Origin of the sequence: Pseudomonas sp. A-RE-22 (assembly GCF_019956035.1) — a bacterium.
Lineage (GTDB): Bacteria > Pseudomonadota > Gammaproteobacteria > Pseudomonadales > Pseudomonadaceae > Aquipseudomonas > Aquipseudomonas brassicacearum.
In genome coordinates, this window is record NZ_JAHBCZ010000055.1 from 112,641 (window position 1) to 130,048 (window position 17,408).

At 60.0% G+C, this 17,408-nt stretch carries 17 protein-coding genes and 1 pseudogene; 12 read left to right on the forward strand and 6 right to left on the reverse strand.

Annotated features, from left to right (window positions below; translation table 11 throughout):
* Nucleotides 1-172 precede the first annotated feature (172 nt).
* Together KGA89_RS23955 and KGA89_RS23960 are read left to right on the forward strand one after the other, a co-directional pair.
* Nucleotides 173-2,122: an LTA synthase family protein gene (locus KGA89_RS23955; RefSeq protein ID WP_223472692.1), complete on the forward strand. Its 1,950-nt coding sequence runs from the start codon at nucleotides 173-175 to the stop codon at nucleotides 2,120-2,122.
* A gap of 53 nt (nucleotides 2,123-2,175) precedes the next feature.
* Nucleotides 2,176-2,919: a phosphatase PAP2 family protein gene (locus KGA89_RS23960; protein ID WP_223472693.1), complete on the forward strand. Its 744-nt coding sequence runs from the start codon at nucleotides 2,176-2,178 to the stop codon at nucleotides 2,917-2,919.
* Nucleotides 2,920-3,131: 212 nt separating this feature from the next.
* Here the strand turns inward: KGA89_RS23960 and groL are convergent, their stop codons facing one another.
* From groL to KGA89_RS23980, 4 genes are all read right to left on the reverse strand, one after another.
* A complete protein-coding gene (gene groL / locus KGA89_RS23965) occupies nucleotides 3,132-4,775 on the reverse strand; it encodes a chaperonin GroEL (protein ID WP_003204912.1) in 1,644 nt (547 codons plus the stop codon).
* Between the two features lie 50 nt (nucleotides 4,776-4,825).
* Complete coding sequence (locus KGA89_RS23970) at nucleotides 4,826-5,119, reverse strand: co-chaperone GroES (protein WP_003204913.1); 294 nt, start codon at nucleotides 5,117-5,119, stop codon at nucleotides 4,826-4,828.
* 244 nt (nucleotides 5,120-5,363) lie between these two features.
* Nucleotides 5,364-5,840, reverse strand: a complete 477-nt coding sequence (locus tag KGA89_RS23975) for an FxsA family protein (protein ID WP_013694095.1) — start codon at nucleotides 5,838-5,840, stop codon at nucleotides 5,364-5,366.
* 66 nt (nucleotides 5,841-5,906) lie between these two features.
* The gene (locus tag KGA89_RS23980) at nucleotides 5,907-6,638 is read right to left on the reverse strand and encodes a HugZ family protein (RefSeq protein WP_223472694.1); all 732 of its coding nucleotides are present in this window, start codon (nucleotides 6,636-6,638) and stop codon (nucleotides 5,907-5,909) included.
* Between the two features lie 167 nt (nucleotides 6,639-6,805).
* On the opposite strand from KGA89_RS23980, the gene KGA89_RS23985 reads away from it, so the two are divergent.
* The gene (locus KGA89_RS23985) at nucleotides 6,806-7,564 is read left to right on the forward strand and encodes an SDR family oxidoreductase (RefSeq protein WP_003204919.1); all 759 of its coding nucleotides are present in this window, start codon (nucleotides 6,806-6,808) and stop codon (nucleotides 7,562-7,564) included.
* Nucleotides 7,565-7,722: 158 nt separating this feature from the next.
* Here KGA89_RS23985 and apbC read toward each other — a convergent pair whose 3' ends face one another.
* Nucleotides 7,723-8,817 (reverse strand): iron-sulfur cluster carrier protein ApbC, encoded by a 1,095-nt coding sequence (gene apbC, locus KGA89_RS23990; RefSeq protein WP_223472695.1) that lies wholly within the window; start codon nucleotides 8,815-8,817, stop codon nucleotides 7,723-7,725.
* Between the two features lie 322 nt (nucleotides 8,818-9,139).
* Here apbC and metG point away from each other — a divergent pair, with 322 nt between their 5' ends.
* The 8 genes from metG to KGA89_RS24030 all read left to right on the forward strand — a co-directional run bounded on the left by metG (nucleotide 9,140) and on the right by KGA89_RS24030 (nucleotide 15,949).
* Nucleotides 9,140-11,185, forward strand: a complete 2,046-nt coding sequence (gene metG / locus KGA89_RS23995; RefSeq protein WP_223472696.1) for a methionine--tRNA ligase — start codon at nucleotides 9,140-9,142, stop codon at nucleotides 11,183-11,185.
* A gap of 130 nt (nucleotides 11,186-11,315) precedes the next feature.
* Entirely contained in the window at nucleotides 11,316-11,888 is a 573-nt protein-coding gene (locus tag KGA89_RS24000; protein WP_223472697.1) for an Rnf-Nqr domain containing protein, read from the forward strand.
* Nucleotides 11,885-12,916 (forward strand): electron transport complex subunit RsxB, encoded by a 1,032-nt coding sequence (gene rsxB, locus KGA89_RS24005; protein WP_223472698.1) that lies wholly within the window; start codon nucleotides 11,885-11,887, stop codon nucleotides 12,914-12,916. The genes KGA89_RS24000 and rsxB overlap by 4 nt, the downstream gene beginning before the upstream one ends.
* Nucleotides 12,903-13,889, forward strand: a complete 987-nt coding sequence (locus tag KGA89_RS24010; protein ID WP_223472699.1) for an RnfABCDGE type electron transport complex subunit D — start codon at nucleotides 12,903-12,905, stop codon at nucleotides 13,887-13,889. The genes rsxB and KGA89_RS24010 overlap by 14 nt, the downstream gene beginning before the upstream one ends.
* Nucleotides 13,886-14,494, forward strand: a complete 609-nt coding sequence (locus KGA89_RS24015; RefSeq protein ID WP_223472700.1) for an RnfABCDGE type electron transport complex subunit G — start codon at nucleotides 13,886-13,888, stop codon at nucleotides 14,492-14,494. The genes KGA89_RS24010 and KGA89_RS24015 overlap by 4 nt, the downstream gene beginning before the upstream one ends.
* Nucleotides 14,491-15,024, forward strand: coding sequence for an Rnf-Nqr domain containing protein (locus KGA89_RS24020; RefSeq protein ID WP_223472701.1), 534 nt, complete (start codon nucleotides 14,491-14,493; stop codon nucleotides 15,022-15,024). Before KGA89_RS24015 ends, KGA89_RS24020 begins: the two co-directional genes overlap by 4 nt.
* Nucleotides 15,021-15,659, forward strand: coding sequence for an endonuclease III (nth, locus tag KGA89_RS24025; RefSeq protein WP_003204935.1), 639 nt, complete (start codon nucleotides 15,021-15,023; stop codon nucleotides 15,657-15,659). The genes KGA89_RS24020 and nth overlap by 4 nt, the downstream gene beginning before the upstream one ends.
* A 107-nt stretch (nucleotides 15,660-15,766) precedes the next feature.
* Nucleotides 15,767-15,949 (forward strand): PA3496 family putative envelope integrity protein, encoded by a 183-nt coding sequence (locus tag KGA89_RS24030; protein ID WP_003204937.1) that lies wholly within the window; start codon nucleotides 15,767-15,769, stop codon nucleotides 15,947-15,949.
* Between the two features lie 55 nt (nucleotides 15,950-16,004).
* Here KGA89_RS24030 and KGA89_RS24035 read toward each other — a convergent pair whose 3' ends face one another.
* Nucleotides 16,005-16,631: a response regulator transcription factor gene (locus KGA89_RS24035; RefSeq protein WP_003204939.1), complete on the reverse strand. Its 627-nt coding sequence runs from the start codon at nucleotides 16,629-16,631 to the stop codon at nucleotides 16,005-16,007.
* A 470-nt stretch (nucleotides 16,632-17,101) separates the two neighbouring features.
* Between KGA89_RS24035 and KGA89_RS24040 the strand changes: the two are divergent.
* Nucleotides 17,102-17,359, forward strand: a pseudogene (locus tag KGA89_RS24040) (hypothetical protein); the annotation flags it as partial.
* Nucleotides 17,360-17,408 lie beyond the last annotated feature (49 nt).

The window sequence follows — 17,408 nt, forward strand, 5'->3', positions numbered from 1 at the left end:
CCCGCGCAGCTTACGGCCAATGCCGATTCAGGGCTAGGGCTGGAGGCTGCGGAAAATCGACGCCTACCGTACATCAGCTTTTAATGGTTTTTTCACTATCGGTTCACAACCTGACTACAGTGAGGTAGCAAGACTCTCGCGCTATCGGATTGATATATAAGGAAAGTAGTAAATGGACTTTATCAAAGCAGCGCCCATGCGCTTTCTGCTGCTGATCACCAGCATCTGGCTGGCAGTGTTTTTCCTGACCCGAACCGTTCTGCTGCTCACTCACCTGGATGAGGCCGGAGGCATCGCGCTTTCCGTGTTTGGCACCGGGCTGCTGTATGACCTGGGGTTCCTCGCCTATGCAATCTTGCCGATGGGGCTGTATCTGCTGCTTTGCCCTCCAGCCCTATGGCACCGTCGCGGTCACCGCTGGTTTCTTCGGGGGCTGCTGACGGTCAGCGTATTCGTCATGCTGTTCACCTCGGTCGCCGAATGGCTGTTCTGGGATGAGTTCGGCGTGCGTTTCAACTTCATCGCCGTCGACTACCTGGTCTATTCCGATGAAGTGCTGAACAACGTGCTGGAATCGTATCCAATCGGCCCCCTGTTGACGACTCTTGCGGTACTGGCCGTGGGCTTGAGCCTGGCGTTGGGTAAACCGTTCAATGCCGCGCTGGCCGCCCCATTGCCCCCCTTGCGCGGACGCCTGCTCAATGCATTCGGCCTGTTGGCTATCGCTGGCCTGAGCCTGCAATGGCTCAGCCAGGATGCGCCCCGCGCCCAGGGTGGCAATGCCTACCAGAACGAACTGGCGAGCAACGGTCCGTATCAGTTTTTCGCGGCGTTTCGTAATAACGAATTGGACTACGGACAGTTCTACAGCAGCCTGCCCCCGGCGACCGTCGCCCAGCAGATACGTGCAGAACTGAGCGGGCCCAATGCACGCTTCATCGGTGAGGATCCACAAGATATCCGTCGAATGATCGACAGCCCCGGCACCGCCCGTAAACCGAACATCGTGCTGGTGACCATCGAAAGCCTCAGCGCCAAATACCTGGGCAGCAACGGTGATCAACGCAACTTGACGCCCAACCTGGACGCCCTGCGCAAACAGAGCCTGTATTTCAATAACTTCTACGCCACAGGCACCCGCACCGATCGAGGCCTGGAAGCCATCACCCTGGCTATTCCGCCTACCCCGGGGCGCTCGATCGTCAAGCGCATTGGCCGGGAAAGCGGCTTCGCCAGCCTTGGCCAGCAGTTGAACTCGGTCGGCTACGACAGCGTGTTTGTCTATGGTGGGCGCGGTTACTTCGATAACATGAACGCGTTTTTCAGCGGCAATGGCTATCGGGTCGTCGATCAAACCAGCGTCGATGAATCCGAGATCCACTTCAAGAATGCTTGGGGCATGGCCGATGAGGACCTGTACAAACAGACGTTGAAGTTGGCCGATGTCAATTACGCCAAACAGCAACCATTTTTATTGCAGTTGATGACGACCTCCAACCACCGCCCCTACACCTATCCAGATGACCGGATCGACATCAAGTCCGGCAACGGCCGGGATGGGGCAGTAAAATATACCGACTACGCCATTGGTCAGTTTCTGGAGCAAGCACGGCAGAAACCGTGGTTCGATAACACCCTCTTCGTTTTCGTCGCTGACCACACCGCCGGCAGCGCTGGCAAGGAAGACCTGCCGATCAGCAATTACCAGATCCCGTTGTTCATCTACTCGCCGAAGCTGATCGAACCACGAGAAAGCGCCCAACTTGCCAGTCAGATCGACCTCGCCCCCACCTTGCTCGGTTTGCTGAACATGGATTACCAGTCGACGTTCTTTGGTCGCGACCTGCTGCAGAACAACCCGTTGCCGCCCCGCGTCGTTGTAGGTAATTATCAGCACCTGGGCCTGTTCGACGGCAAGGATCTGGCAATCCTCAGTCCACGCCAAGGCCTGCGACGGCATGACGATGCACTGACCGAAAGTCGCGAATCCAGGGCGAACAGCGAAGACCCGCTGATCAGCCGCGCCATCACGTATTACCAAACCGCCAGTTATGGCTTCAAGCAACAGCTGCTTGGCTGGAAAGCACCCAAGGAGGGGGCCGAGCAAGTCAGCGAACGTTAATCGAACTGCCCCAGGCTGATGCCCTGGGGCGATTTCTTGGTCCTGGATCCGTCATGCAATCAAGCGCTCTACGCCCTACCCCTCGCCCGCTAAACTTCTGGTTGTGCCTCACAGTTCCCATCGTTGCGGCAATCACTCTGGTTTTGCTGGAGTGGACCGACCTGGACATGGATTTGGCCCGGCTGTTTTATGATCCGGCCGCCGGCTACTTCATCGGACGCCACAGCTTTTTCCTGGAAGACATCCTGCACGATCGAGCCAAAGAGGTGGTCATCGTGTTCTCCGTGCTGGCGGTCCTGGGATTCATCAGCTCGTTCTTCATCACCCGGCTCAAACCGTTCAAGCGGGAATTGGGCTGCCTGGTGCTGTCCCTGGCACTGGCGACGTCCTTCGTCACGCCGATGAAAGCGGTGACAGCGGTGCAATGCCCCTGGAGCCTGAAGGAGTTCGGCGGCAAGGAAACCTATAGCGAACTGCTAAGCCCGCGCCCGGCCACGGACAAACCCGGTCGATGCTGGCCCGGCGGTCACGCCGCCACCGGGTTCACGTTGTTTGCGCTGTTCTTCGTCCTGCGCGACCGCCGCCCACGCCTGGCCCGCCAAGCTCTGATATTCGCCTTCACGTTGGGAACGGTGTTCTCCTTGGGGCGGATGATGCAAGGGGCGCACTTCTTTTCCCACAACGTGTGGACCGCGGTGTTCTGTTGGCTGATCTGCCTGGGGTGCTACTACTACATCCTGTACCGACCGGCCGTCATGACTGATCGCGTGGCGTTGAGCCAGCCTTCCAACGCCTGACAACGCCCCGGACAAACCCTGTGGGAGTAAAGCTTGCTCGCGATCGCAATGGCAGCTTCAGCATCCCGGCAAGCGGACCCACCGCAATCGCGAGCAAGCTTTGCTCCCACAGAGACAGCTGGGTCCAGCTCAATGCCGGGATAAACCCAAGGCAATAAAAAACCCCGCCTGCTTTCGCAGGCGGGGTTTTTCGCTACAGGGGTAAGGCTGGCTTACATCATGCCGCCCATGCCACCCATGCCGCCCATGTCTGGCATACCGCCGCCAGCTGGAGCGTCTTCCTTGATTTCAGCGATCATCGCCTCGGTGGTGATCATCAGGCTGGCAATCGACGAAGCCGCTTGCAGAGCCGAACGAGTCACTTTGGCTGGGTCCAGGATACCCATTTCGATCATGTCGCCGTATTCGCCGGTAGCAGCGTTGTAACCGTAGTTACCCGTACCCTGCTTGACCTTGTCGACCACAACGCTTGGCTCGTCGCCGGAGTTGGCAACGATCTGGCGCAGCGGGGCTTCTACAGCGCGACGCAGCAACTGGATGCCCACGTTCTGGTCATCGTTGTCGCCTTTCAGCTCGGAGATAGCCTGCAGAGCGCGAACCAGTGCCACGCCGCCGCCAGGTACCACGCCTTCTTCGACGGCTGCACGGGTAGCGTGCAGGGCGTCTTCAACGCGGGCTTTCTTCTCTTTCATTTCAACTTCGGAACCGGCGCCAACCTTGATCACTGCAACGCCGCCGGACAGCTTGGCCAGGCGCTCTTGCAGTTTTTCACGGTCGTAGTCGGACGAAGTGTCGGCCACTTGCTGACGGATCTGCAGAACGCGAGCCTGGATGTCAGTCTCGACGCCGGCACCGTCGATCACGGTGGTGTTTTCCTTGGACAGGATCACGCGCTTGGCGTTACCCAGGTGCTCCAGGGTGGTGCTTTCCAGGCTCAGGCCGATCTCTTCGGAGATAACGGTACCGCCGGTCAGTACGGCGATGTCCTGCAGCATGGCCTTGCGGCGGTCGCCGAAGCCTGGAGCCTTGACGGCTGCGACTTTAACGATGCCGCGCATGTTGTTCACAACCAGGGTCGCCAGGGCTTCGCCTTCAACGTCTTCAGCCACGATCAGCAGTGGGCGGCCGGCTTTGGCAACGGCTTCCAGCACTGGCAGCATTTCGCGGATGTTGGAGATCTTCTTGTCGACCAGCAGGATCAGCGGACCGTCGAGCTCGGCAGTCATGGTCTCTGGCTTGTTGACGAAGTACGGGGACAGGTAGCCACGGTCGAACTGCATGCCTTCTACAACCGACAGTTCGTTTTCCAGGCCCGAGCCTTCTTCAACAGTGATCACGCCTTCTTTACCAACTTTTTCCATGGCTTCGGCAATGATGTCGCCGATGGAGTTGTCGGAGTTGGCGGAGATGGTGCCGACCTGAGCGATTGCCTTGGTGTCAGCGCATGGCTTGGACAGGGCTTTGAGCTCTTTGACAATGGCGATGGTCGCCTTGTCGATGCCGCGCTTGAGGTCCATCGGGTTCATGCCGGCAGCGACGGCTTTCAGGCCTTCGTTGACGATCGATTGAGCCAGGACGGTAGCGGTGGTGGTGCCGTCGCCGGCGTCATCGTTGGCACGGGAGGCAACGTCTTTGACCAGTTGCGCGCCCATGTTTTCGAAGCGGTCTTTCAGCTCGATTTCTTTGGCTACGGAAACGCCGTCCTTGGTGATGGTCGGAGCGCCGAAGCTCTTCTCGATGATCACGTTACGGCCTTTCGGGCCGAGGGTCGCTTTTACTGCGTCAGCCAGGACGTTGACACCGGCGAGCATTTTCTTGCGGGCGGAATCGCCGAATTTAACTTCTTTAGCAGCCATGATCGATATTCCTTAAATACTTTGTAGTAACGGGAAAATGGGCGGGGGAATCAGCCTTCGAGGACAGCGAGGATTTCGTTCTCGCTCATTACCAGCAGGTCTTCGCCGTCGACTTTCACTGTGTTGCTGCCGGAGTAAGGGCCGAACACAACCTTGTCACCCACTTTCACGGCCAGCGCACGTACTTCGCCGTTTTCCAGTGCCTTGCCTGGGCCTACAGCGAGAACTTCACCGTGGTTGGCTTTTTCAGCAGCCGAACCTGGCAGGACGATACCGCCAGCGGTTTTCTTCTCTTCTTCGCTGCGACGGATGACGACGCGGTCATGCAGAGGACGAAGCTTCATTGTCGATCTCTCCTAATTTTTGGTTTTCATCGGCCGGTGTAGTCCCGGCGGGTTTAACAAAGCCGGCGGAGCCGGGTGCGGTTCGTCAGTCGAACCGCGGAAGTCTGTCCGGTGTCACCACCGGAAACCTTGCGGTGACCGTTACATAAGGGCGCACAAGTGGATTACAAGGGTAGGGACAGAAAATTTTTTACTCCATGCCATCAAAACGAGCACGGCGCCCGAAGGCGCCGTGCTGATGGTTTTACTTGGAATCGCGGTGTTCGAATTCGCCTTCGATCACGTTGGGCTCACGGCCCACAGGCTCTCGCGGAGCCGGACCGCCACGAGGCTGGAGGTCATCGGCGAAAGCGCGCTGACGAATCGCCTGCTCTTCGGCGCGCTGGCGCATTTTATTGGCCAGCAGCCGACGGGTGAACGGCAACAGCATGACCAGGCCCAGCACGTCGCTGATAAAGCCTGGCAGGATCAACAGACCGCCACCCAGGGCCAGCATCAGGCCTTCGAGCATGGTCTGGGCGGGCAGCTCGCCGCGGTTCAGGCTTTCACGGGCACGCAATGCCGTGGCGAGGCCGGCGATACGCAGCACGAACACGCCGAGCATCGAGCCGAGAATGACCAGCAGCAGGGCCGGGAAAAACCCGATCGCACCGCTGACCTTGACGAATACGAACAGCTCCAACACCGGGAACAGCAGAAAGAGCAATAAAAAAGGGCGCATCAAATGGTTCCTCAACGCAAGAATACCTTGCTATGAAACTCTAAATGACGTCGCCCTTTCGTGAATTCAAGCGTCGACCTCGGCATTTTTCGGCCATTGCTCGGCGTGAGCCAGATAAACCAAGGCTTCGCGCACTTGTGTCGGGGTGTTGCAAGGCGTTGGAAACCCCAGCCAGTGCAGGCCCAGGCCAATACGCAAGTGCATGCCCTCGCTGTCGATACCCGCCAGTTGTGCCGGTTCGCTTTTCGGCAGGCCGGTCAATTCCACGTAATGGGCGATGGCCTTGGCGTGATCGGCATTCATGTGCTCGACCATGCTGGCTTCGGCTTTGCCGGCGAAGGGATTGGCCAGGGTGAGCTGGTCGATCCAGTGGATGGCGCCAAAGCCGCCGATGTAGCGATGGCGCACCGGCTCGAGCACCCAGAAGTCGAAATCATGGGCCTTGTGGTAGTTCTGCGAGTCAGGGAAATAGCGGTAGTAACGCTCAGCGGCAGCCTCGATGGCGGCGCTGTCTTCGAGTTTGCGGGCCTCGGCCAGGTAGGTCAGGCGCCCCACGGCCTGCACATCCTCGGCGCCCCGCTCGCCCACCAGCATCGAACACTTGGGGTCTTTCTGCAGATTGTGGGTGTGCTGGGCGATACGGCTGATCAGGATCAGTGGCCGACCTTGTTCGTCCAGGCAATAGGGCACCACGGAGCCGAACGGAAAGCCGGGCATGGATTTGGAATGAGTGGAGAGTACTCCACGGTACTCCTTGAGCAGCAGTTCCCGGGCATGCTTGGCAGCTTCAACGCTCAATTTATGACTCCTTTAATAAAATCCGTCTAGAAAACGGTCAGGCGACTGGAGTAATGTTCCGGGACACCGACAGGACAGTTCTCGTGTGCAACCGGGCTACACCGTCGCAAATCGAGAGACGTCCCAAAAAGTCTCCCCCTTCACCGCTGCGCCACCTGGACATGAGCATGCAACTCACTGACAAAGTAATCATTATCACCGGCGGTTGCCAGGGTCTGGGCCGCTCCATGGCCGAGTATCTCGCGGGCAAAGGCGCGAAGCTCGCCCTGGTGGACCTCAACCAGGAAAAACTCGACCAGGCGGTTGCCGCGTGTGTAGCCAAGGGCGTCGAAGCCCGGGCGTACCTGTGCAACGTGGCCAATGAGGAGCAGGTCAGCGACATGGTCGCCCGGGTCGCCGAGGACTTCGGCGCGATCCACGGCCTGATCAACAACGCCGGGATCCTGCGCGATGGCCTGCTGCTCAAGGTCAAGGACGGTGAAATGACCAAGATGAGCCTCGCCCAGTGGCAGGCCGTGATCGACGTCAACCTCACTGGTGTATTCCTGTGCACCCGTGAAGTGGCGGCGAAAATGGTCGAGCTGAAGAACAGCGGCGCCATCATCAATATCTCGTCGATCTCCCGCGCCGGCAACGTCGGCCAGACCAACTACTCGGCCGCCAAGGCTGGTGTGGCCGCCGCCACCGTGACCTGGGCCAAGGAACTGGCACGCTACGGCATCCGTGTCGCTGGCATCGCACCGGGTTTCATCGAAACCGAGATGACCCTGGGCATGAAGCCCGAGGCCCTGGAAAAAATGACCTCGGGGATTCCGCTCAAGCGTATGGGCAAGCCTGAGGAGATTGCTCATTCGGCGGCGTATATCTTCGAGAACGACTACTACACCGGTCGGATCCTGGAGATGGATGGCGGGTTGCGGATCTAAGAATCTGCACACAATCAATGTGGGAGCGCGCTTGTGGGAGCACAGCTTGCTCGCGATGAGGGCGTCACATACAACACATCTGCTGGCTTTAAAACCGCTATCGCGAGCAAGCTGTGCTCCCACAGGCTTGCTCACACAATGGATCGCATTTCAGCCGATCAATCGTCGCTCATGGTGATGTTCGGCATCGCCGGTGACGCAGCCTCTTGCAACACGATCCGCGCGCCCACGTGGCGGGCCAGTTCCTGATAGACCATGGCGATCTGGCTGTCCGGTTCGGCGATGACCGTCGGCTTGCCGCCGTCGGCCTGTTCGCGGATCAGCATCGACAGCGGCAGCGAAGCCAGCAATTCGACGCCGTACTGGGTCGCCAGTTTTTCCCCGCCACCTTCGCCGAACAGGTGCTCGGCATGCCCGCAGTTCGAGCAGATGTGCACGGCCATGTTCTCCACCACGCCCAGCACCGGGATGTTGACCTTACGGAACATTTCCACGCCCTTGCGTGCGTCCAGCAAGGCCAGGTCTTGAGGCGTGGTGACGATCACCGCACCGGCCACCGGGACTTTCTGCGCCAGGGTCAGCTGGATATCGCCGGTGCCCGGAGGCATGTCGATCACCAGGTAATCCAGGTCGCCCCACGCGGTTTGCGTGACCAGTTGCAGCAAGGCGCCGGAAACCATCGGCCCGCGCCAGACCATCGGCGTGTTGTCGTCGGTCAGGAAGGCCATGGACATGACTTCCACGCCATGGGACTGGATCGGCACGAACCACTTCTGGTCCTTGACCTGCGGCCGGGTGCCTTCGGCAACACCGAACATGATGCCTTGGCTCGGACCGTAGATGTCTGCATCGAGAATCCCGACCTTCGCCCCTTCACGGGCCAGGGCCAGGGCCAGGTTGGCCGCGGTGGTGGACTTGCCCACGCCGCCCTTGCCCGAGGCCACGGCGATCACGTTCTTGACGTTCGCCAGCCCCGGCACCTGCGCCTGGGCCTTGTGGGCGGCGATCACACTGGTGACGTCGACTTTGGCGGCGCTCACCCCGTCCAGGGCCTCGATCGCCATTTGCAGCATCTGCGCCCAGCCGCTCTTGAACAGGTCGGCGGCATAGCCGATTTCCAGCTGGACACTGACGCGATCGCCCTGGATGTCGATGGCGCGCACGCATCCGGCGCTGACCGGGTCCTGGTTCAGGTAAGGGTCGGTGTACTGGCGAAGGACGGCTTCCACCGCTGCGCGATTGACGGCGCTCATGGGCAACTCCGATAGCAAGACTTGAAAACAGGCCGCTATCCTACGCCGCGCATGCTTTTGTGGCGACCCGATTAAGGGCGACGAATGCTTCCGCTGTGTGGGAGCAGGGCTTGCCCGCGATGCGGTCGATGCGGTCTTTCAGAAATCGAGGCGCCTGTTTCGCGAGCAAGCTTTGCTCCCACAATCCCCTCGCCGCAAGTTGTGCCTGGCTTGATCCTTGCGCCGCTCCCGGCAATGCATCCGTAAACAGCCCCGAAGGGTGAAAAAAAGCCGCCAGCGCTTTATAGTGGCCGACCTCCGTTTCATCAAGTAGCCGAGCCCCATGTCCGAGCCACGCAAGATCCTCGTCACCAGCGCCCTGCCCTATGCCAATGGTTCGATTCACCTCGGCCATATGCTGGAGTACATCCAGACCGATATGTGGGTGCGCTTCCAGAAGCATCGCGGCAACCAATGCATTTATGTCTGCGCCGACGACGCCCACGGTTCGGCCATCATGCTGCGCGCAGAAAAGGAAGGCATCACCCCGGAACAACTGATCGCCAACGTCCAGGCTGAACACAGCGCCGACTTTGCCGAGTTCCTGGTGGACTTCGACAACTTCCACTCCACTCACGCCGAAGAAAACCGTGAGCTGTCGAGCCAGATCTACCTGAAGCTGCGTGACGCCGGGCACATCGCCACCCGTTCGATCACCCAGTATTTCGACCCGGAAAAGAAAATGTTCCTGGCCGACCGCTTCATCAAGGGCACCTGCCCGAAATGCGGCACTGAAGACCAGTACGGCGATAACTGCGAAAAATGCGGCGCCACCTACGCACCGACCGACCTGAAAGACCCGAAATCGGCGATTTCCGGGGCGACGCCGGTGCTCAAGGACTCCCAGCACTTCTTCTTCAAGCTGCCGGACTTCCAGCAGATGCTGCAAGCCTGGACCCGCAGCGGCACCCTGCAGGACGCCGTCGCCAACAAGATCGCCGAATGGCTCGATGCCGGCCTGCAACAGTGGGACATTTCCCGCGATGCGCCGTACTTCGGCTTCGAGATCCCCGACGAGCCCGGCAAGTATTTCTACGTCTGGCTGGACGCTCCGATCGGCTACATGGCGAGTTTCAAGAACCTCTGCAACCGCACGCCGGAGCTGGACTTCGACGCGTTCTGGGGCAAGGACTCCACCGCCGAGCTGTATCACTTCATCGGCAAGGACATCGTGAACTTCCACGCGCTGTTCTGGCCCGCCATGCTCGAAGGCGCCGGCTTCCGCAAGCCGACCGGCATCAACGTCCACGGCTACCTGACCGTCAACGGCCAGAAAATGTCCAAGTCCCGTGGCACCTTTATCAAGGCCCGGACCTACCTGGACCACCTGTCCCCGGAATACCTGCGCTACTACTACGCGGCCAAGCTCGGCCGCGGCGTCGACGACCTGGACCTGAACCTCGAAGACTTCGTGCAGAAGGTCAACTCCGACCTGGTGGGCAAGGTCGTCAACATTGCCAGCCGCTGCGCCGGGTTCATCCACAAGGGCAACGCCGGGGTCCTGGTCGCCGGCAATGCCGCGCCGGAACTGACCGACGCCTTCCTGGCGGCCGCGCCAAGCATCGCCGACGCCTACGAGTCCCGCGACTTCGCCCGTGCCATGCGCGAAATCATGGCCCTGGCCGACCGCGCCAATGCCTGGATCGCCGACAAGGCGCCCTGGTCCCTGGCCAAGCAGGAAGGCAAGCAGGACGAAGTCCAGGCGATCTGCGCCCTGGGCATCAACCTGTTCCGCCAACTGGTGATTTTCCTCAAGCCGGTGCTGCCGCTGCTGGCCGCCGATGCCGAGGCGTTCCTCAACGTCGCACCGCTGACCTGGAGCGATCACCAGACGCTGCTGAGCAACCATCAGTTGAACGAGTTCAAGCCGTTGATGACCCGTATCGACGCGACCAAGGTGCAAGCCATGACCGACGCCTCCAAGGAAGACCTGGCCGCCAGCCAGACCGACACCGGCGCGCCTGCCGGGAACGGCGAACTGGCCAAGGACCCGCTGTCGCCGGAAATCGACTTCGACGCCTTTGCCGCCATTGACCTGCGCGTGGCGCTGATCGTCAAGGCCGAGGCCGTCGAAGGCGCCGACAAGCTGCTGCGCCTGACCCTGGACATCGGCGACGAGCAACGCAACGTGTTCTCCGGCATCAAGAGTGCCTACCCGGACCCGGCCAAGCTCGAAGGCCGGTTGACGATGATGATCGCCAACCTCAAGCCACGCAAAATGCGCTTTGGCATCTCCGAAGGCATGGTGATGGCGGCAGGCCCCGGCGGCGAGGAAATCTACCTGTTGAGCCCTGACAGCGGCGCCAAGCCGGGCCAGCGGATCAAGTAACGCGACCGCTTGCTGCACCGATCCCACAGTCGCCTTGCAGGTGGCTGTGGGATTTTCATATCTGGCCCACGCCCCCGGCGTGCCGGATAATGCCTAATCTTGTAACAGGCCCTTTGTCGCCAACACACCCATGACCGAAATCGTCCTCACGCTGTTCAGCGCTGCCCTGATCAACAACCTGGTGTTGCACTGGCCGCTGGGCGTCGATCCGCTGCTGGCGGTCAACGGCAGGAAGCAGGTACACGCCCTGGGCCTGGCGACGGCATGCCTGATGCTGATCGTCGGCACCCTGGGCTACCTGATCGATCATGGGCTGCTGGTGCCGACCAACCTGGTCTCGCTGCGCCTGTTGGCCTGGCTGTCCTTGAGCGTATTGCTGATCGGCCCCTTGCTGCGCCTGCTGGCCCGCTGGCGGCCGACGATGCCGTTCGAGGGATTGTGGCCGCTATTGCTCGGCAATGCCGGCATACTTGGCGTCACGCTGCTCAACGGCCAGGATGACCGAGGTCTGGGCCACGCCATCGCCCTGAGCCTGGGTGCCGGACTGGGGTTCTGGCTGGTGCTGAGCCTGTTCGACGATCTGCGCCAGCGCACCTTCAATAACGATATTCCCCTGCCCTTTCGGGGCCTGCCGATTCAGTTGATCAGCGCCGGACTGATGGCGGTGGCCTTTCTCGGATTGCGCGGGCTGGTCAAAACATGAGCCTGATTCAACGTATCGACGCCCTGCTGCCGCAGACCCAATGCGGCAAGTGCGGCCACCCCGGGTGCAAGCCCTACGCCGAAGGCATCGCCCAGGGCGAGTCGATAAACAAATGTCCGCCCGGGGGGCGCGAAACCATCGCCGCCCTGGCCGAGCTGATGAAAATACCGGTGGTGGAGCTGGACACCAGCCGCGGCGTGGCCCCGGCGCAAGTCGCCTTTATCCGTGAAGCCGAATGCATCGGTTGCACCAAGTGCATCCAGGCCTGTCCGGTGGACGCGATTGTCGGCGCCGCCAAGCTGATGCACACCATCCTCATCGACGAATGCACAGGCTGCGATCTGTGCGTGGCGCCCTGCCCGGTCGATTGCATTGAAATGCACCCTCTGCCGACGGCAAACGTGCTGCCGATCGTCGGCGGTCTGGCCTTTAGCGTCGAAGAACAACTGGCGCGAACCGCCAAGCGCAATCATGCCCGGCGCCGCTTCGAACAACGCAATGCGCGCCTGCGCCGCGAAGAAGAACAGCGCCAGGCCGAACGCCTGGCTCGAACCCAACGGGCGGCCCAGGCCCAGGCCCAGGCGCAAACCCAGGACCCGGCACTCGATCCCGTACAAGCCGCACTGGAGCGCGTGCGCGCGCAAAAAGCCGCCACGGCCGATGCCGCCTTGAAAAAAGCCAAGGTCGACCTGGCCATGAGCCGGGCACAGCTGAACAAATCCTTGAAAGCGTTCGGCCACCCGCCAACCTTTGAGCAGCAATCGCAACTGATCGTGCTGCAACGCCAGTTCGAAGCGGCCGAACAGGCCCTGAGCCAACTGGAAAATGCCGCACCCGTACCCGCGGCCGCGCCAGCCCCTGCACCGACGCAAAACGCCGAGCTGAAGCGAGCCAAGATCCAACTGGCGATGCGCCGCGCCGAACTCAGCAAAGCCCGCGCAGCTACGGCATCGGATGAACAACTGCAGGCATTGGAAGACGCGGTGAAGGATGCCGAACGCCAGGTGGACGCCCATGCCGTCTCTTGAGCCAGTGGACGAACGGCTGCGCCAGGCGATGACGCGAGTGTTGCTGGCGACGCTGCCCGGCGTGCTGGCGTTGCTGTGGTTCCATGGCTGGGGCGTGGCGCTCAACCTGCTGTTGTCCGGCGCCACTGCGCTGGCGGTCGAAGCGTTGGTGCTGCGCTTGCGACGCCGGCCACTCAAGCCCGACCTGAACGATGGCAGTGCGCTGGTCAGCGCCACGCTGCTGGCCCTGGCCTTGCCGGCCTATTGCCCCTGGTGGCTGACCGTCACGGCGGCGGCCTGCGCCTTGCTGTTGGGCAAGCACCTGTGGGGCGGCGTCGGCAGCAACCCGTTCAACCCGGCAATGCTCGGGTACGCCCTGGTACTGGTGGCGTTTCCTTCCCAGATGAGTCACTGGCCGGCGCTCCACGGCATGGGCCTGTCTGAAGGCATGCAGCAGGTATTCGGCGCTCATCCGGCGCCCGATGCCTGGGCCGGGGCGACCGCACTGGACAGCCTGCGAATCAACATGAGCCTGACCGTCGATGAACTGTTCGCCAACGATCCTGCGTTCGGGCGTTTCGGTGGCCGGGGTGTCGAATGGGTCAACCTGGCCTTCCTGGCGGGCGGTCTGTTTCTGCTGCAGCAACGGGTGTTCAGTTGGCATGCCCCCGTGGGCATGCTGGTGAGCCTGTCCGCCGTCAGCCTGCTGTGCTGGAACGGTTCGGGTTCCGACTCCCATGGCTCGCCGCTGTTTCATCTGTTCAGCGGCGCAACCATGCTCGGCGCGTTTTTTATCGCGACCGAACCGGTCTCGGGTGCCAAGGCCCCTCTCGCCCGCCTGCTGTTTGGCGCGGGCATGGGATTGCTGGTCTATCTGATACGCACCTGGGGTGGCTACCCGGACGGCGTGGCGTTCGCGGTGTTGCTGATGAACCTCGGCGTGCCGGCGCTGGAGCGGCTTGCCGAGGCGCGACAACGGCGGCCACTGACATGAACAATCCCCTCGGCGTGGCAATCCTGACCTTGTTGATCGGCCTGGGTATCGGTGCCACTTACCTCACGCACCTCGGCACCGCCGGGCGTATCGAGACCCAACAGCAAGCACTGGCGAACAGGGCCTTGCTCGAGGTGCTGCCCACCGACCACTATGATAACCAGCCGTTGGCGCACCCCGTTGTCACAGCCTCGGTGTCCCTGGCCCATAGCACGCTGCTGGGCGGCTACCTGGCGACTCGCGGCGGCCACCCCAGCGCCGTGCTGCTGCGTAGCCAGGCGCTGGGCTATGAAGGCAGCATCGAATTGCTGGTCGCCATCGATCCACAGGGGCGGTTGCTGGGCGTCAAGACCCTGCACCAATCCGAGACACCCGGATTGGGCGCAGCGATTGCCGGCTGGCCGAACGCCTGGCTGCAGACCTTCACGGGTAAATCACGCCAGGCGCCTGATGACAGCGGCTGGGCCTTGAAAAAGGACCAGGGCCAGTTCGATCAACTGGCAGGCGCGACAGTGACGTCCCGGGCAGTGCTCCAGGCTGTTCACGATGCGCTGCGTTACTTCGACGAGCACAAGGCCCAGTTGATGGGGGGTGGCAGCCAATGAATAAGCCATGGGGACTGACACACGGCCTGCTGCTCGTCCCATTGGTCGGCGCAAGCGACTCGCTGGTTGGCGCGCTGGGGTTATGGCTCGCCTGGGCCGTGGTTCTTTTCAGCCATGGCTTGGCAATGGGGCTTGTCCGGCAACGCCTGACAGCCTGTCAACGGCTGCTCGCCGCCATCGTATTGGCCGCTACCCTGACCACCTGCATTGGCCTTGTCGCCCAGGTCTGGGTGCTGGAATTGTATCGACCGTTGAACCTTTACGCTGGCTGGATCGCCCTGAGCTGCGTCGCGCTGGAGCATGAGGGTTTCTTCGTTGAATCCCGCTGGCCCGGACGCCTCAGGCTGGCCGGGCTGTTTGGCCTCTTGATGATCAGCCTCGGTGCCGTGCGTGGGCTGATCGGCAGCGGCCTGCCCCTGGCCTTGCTCGCCCCCGGCGGGTTCATTCTGCTCGGGCTGTTGTTGGCGGCTCGACAGGCCTGGACGGCCGCCAAACCCCATTCATCCGTTGAGGAAACGCCGCGCCCATGAACGCCGCAAAACGCCTGGAAATATTTCGTCGCCTTCACGAGGACAACCCGGAACCGAAAACCGAACTGGCCTATTCCTCGCCGTTCGAGTTGCTGATCGCGGTCATCCTGTCAGCCCAGTCCACCGACGTCGGCGTCAACAAAGCCACGGCCAAACTGTTCCCGGTGGCCAATACGCCGGAGGCCATCTATGCCCTGGGCGTCGAAGGACTGTCCGAATACATCAAGACCATCGGCCTGTTCAACAGCAAGGCCAAGAACGTGATCGAGACCTGCCGCCTGCTGATCGAGCGCCACGGCAGTGAAGTCCCGCAGACTCGCGAAGCGCTGGAAGCCCTTCCGGGGGTCGGCCGCAAAACCGCCAACGTCGTGCTCAATACCGCGTTTCGGCAGTTGACCATGGCGGTCGATACCCACATTTTCCGCGTCAGCAACCGCACCGGGCTGGCCCCCGGCAAAAACGTGGTGGAGGTCGAGAAGAAATTGATGAAATTTGTTCCCAAGGAATTCCTGCTGGACTCCCATCACTGGCTCATCCTTCACGGGCGTTACGTTTGCCTGGCGCGCAAGCCTCGCTGCGGCAGCTGCCGAATCGAAGATTTATGCGAATACAAGCACAAGACCTCCGACGATTGAGACGCTATTGCTTTTATCGATCCATCGATTGAAAAAATCTTTTTTACCCGCCCGTGGTTTATCGATATAAGGAGCGCCAATGGCAGTCTTAGCCTGGAGTCGAACCCATGAGTGCTGGCAAAGAACAACTGGATGTAGAAGACGAATTCATCGCCGCTGAAGCCGACGACGTCGAACCTGTGGTCGTGGAAGTGGCGAAAACCAACCTGAGCAAGCGCCGCACCATTGATAACCTGCTGGAAGAGCGTCGCCTGCAGAAACAACTGGCCGATTATGACTTTGACCTCTGACACGTAAAAGCCTCCCTGATGGAGGCTTTTTACTGAGTACGCGTGACCCGAAAACTCACACCAAGCCATTGCGCTGCGCCAGTTCGATCAGGTCGACCAGCGAACGGGCATTGAGCTTCAATAACAGGCGCGTCTTGTAGGTACTGACGGTCTTGTTGCTCAAGAACATTCCATCGGCGATCTCCTTGTTGGTCTTTCCGCGCGCCAGTTGCTGCAAGACCATCATTTCCCGCCCCGATAATCGATCGACCATATCGGACTCACTGGCATTACCCAGACTCGACCGCACCGTATGTAATGCCTGGTTGGGAAAGTAACTGTAACCGGAAAGTACCGCCTTGATTGCACTCAGTAACTCGGTGAGATCCTGTTGCTTGCATACATACCCGGCCGCCCCCGTCTGCATGCAACGCATCGAAAAATGTCCCGGTGCCTGGGAAGTCAGCACCAACACTTTCATGGGTGAAGGAATGGCCGTCAGGCGAGCGATGACTTCCAATCCGTCCAGCTTCGGAATACCGATATCGAGAATGACAATATCGGGCATAAGTTCGCGAGCAAACTGTAACGCATCGACGCCATTATCGGTTTCGGCAACGACTTCATAACCATGACGCTCCATCAGCAAACGTACAGCAAGACGAATGACGGGATGATCATCCACGATCAGCACTTTATTCATGGGCAAATCCAACTTCGCTGTTCGAATTTTTAGAGCACGCACAATAGCCTAGTCATTTCTACCTTGGCATGCTGCCCCCCCCTGAACGCTCGCATCGAGAGACAGAACCTACAAGCTATACAGAATATTCCTACAAATCGCCGCAAAAAAAATGTGTCATGGATTTTTTTAAAGAGAAGGAATGGCCGTTCTTAACAATCCCGAAACCCTATGAACAATGCGCTCTTTCACCGCCATACCCACCTGCAGGCAGCCCACTGAAAAGCGCTTTATTCATAGAAAGTAACTGAATTATTTACTGTCAAAACTGACTTCCACTCACTTAAGGAAGGGAAATTCATATATAAAACACACTCAGACGCCTAATATTCAACATGGCCGGCCATTGCGCCTTCGCCTATATTTCATTAGGCATGGACTGCCACTTTCCAACTCACTCTCCGAGCACAAGTATTCCATGAGCATTAACCATGAACAAACCGTTGAAGACCATAACCAACCCCATGACCCTCATCGCCATATTCGCAACTTTATCCGAAACTTCCGCAGCGATTTCCCTGCCCTTTCTGGATGACCAGGATCGTGAATACTATCTCTGGTTCCTGATCAGCTTTCCTTTTTATCTATTGCTGCTTTTTTTCATAACGCTCAACTTCAATTATCGCTCCTTGTATTCGCCTTCGGATTTTCGCAAGAGCAAACATTTCATAAAGACCATGGATGATTCGCCCTGTCGACGCAAACGACAGCTACGTCGGGCGGAGGACGTCAAGGAAC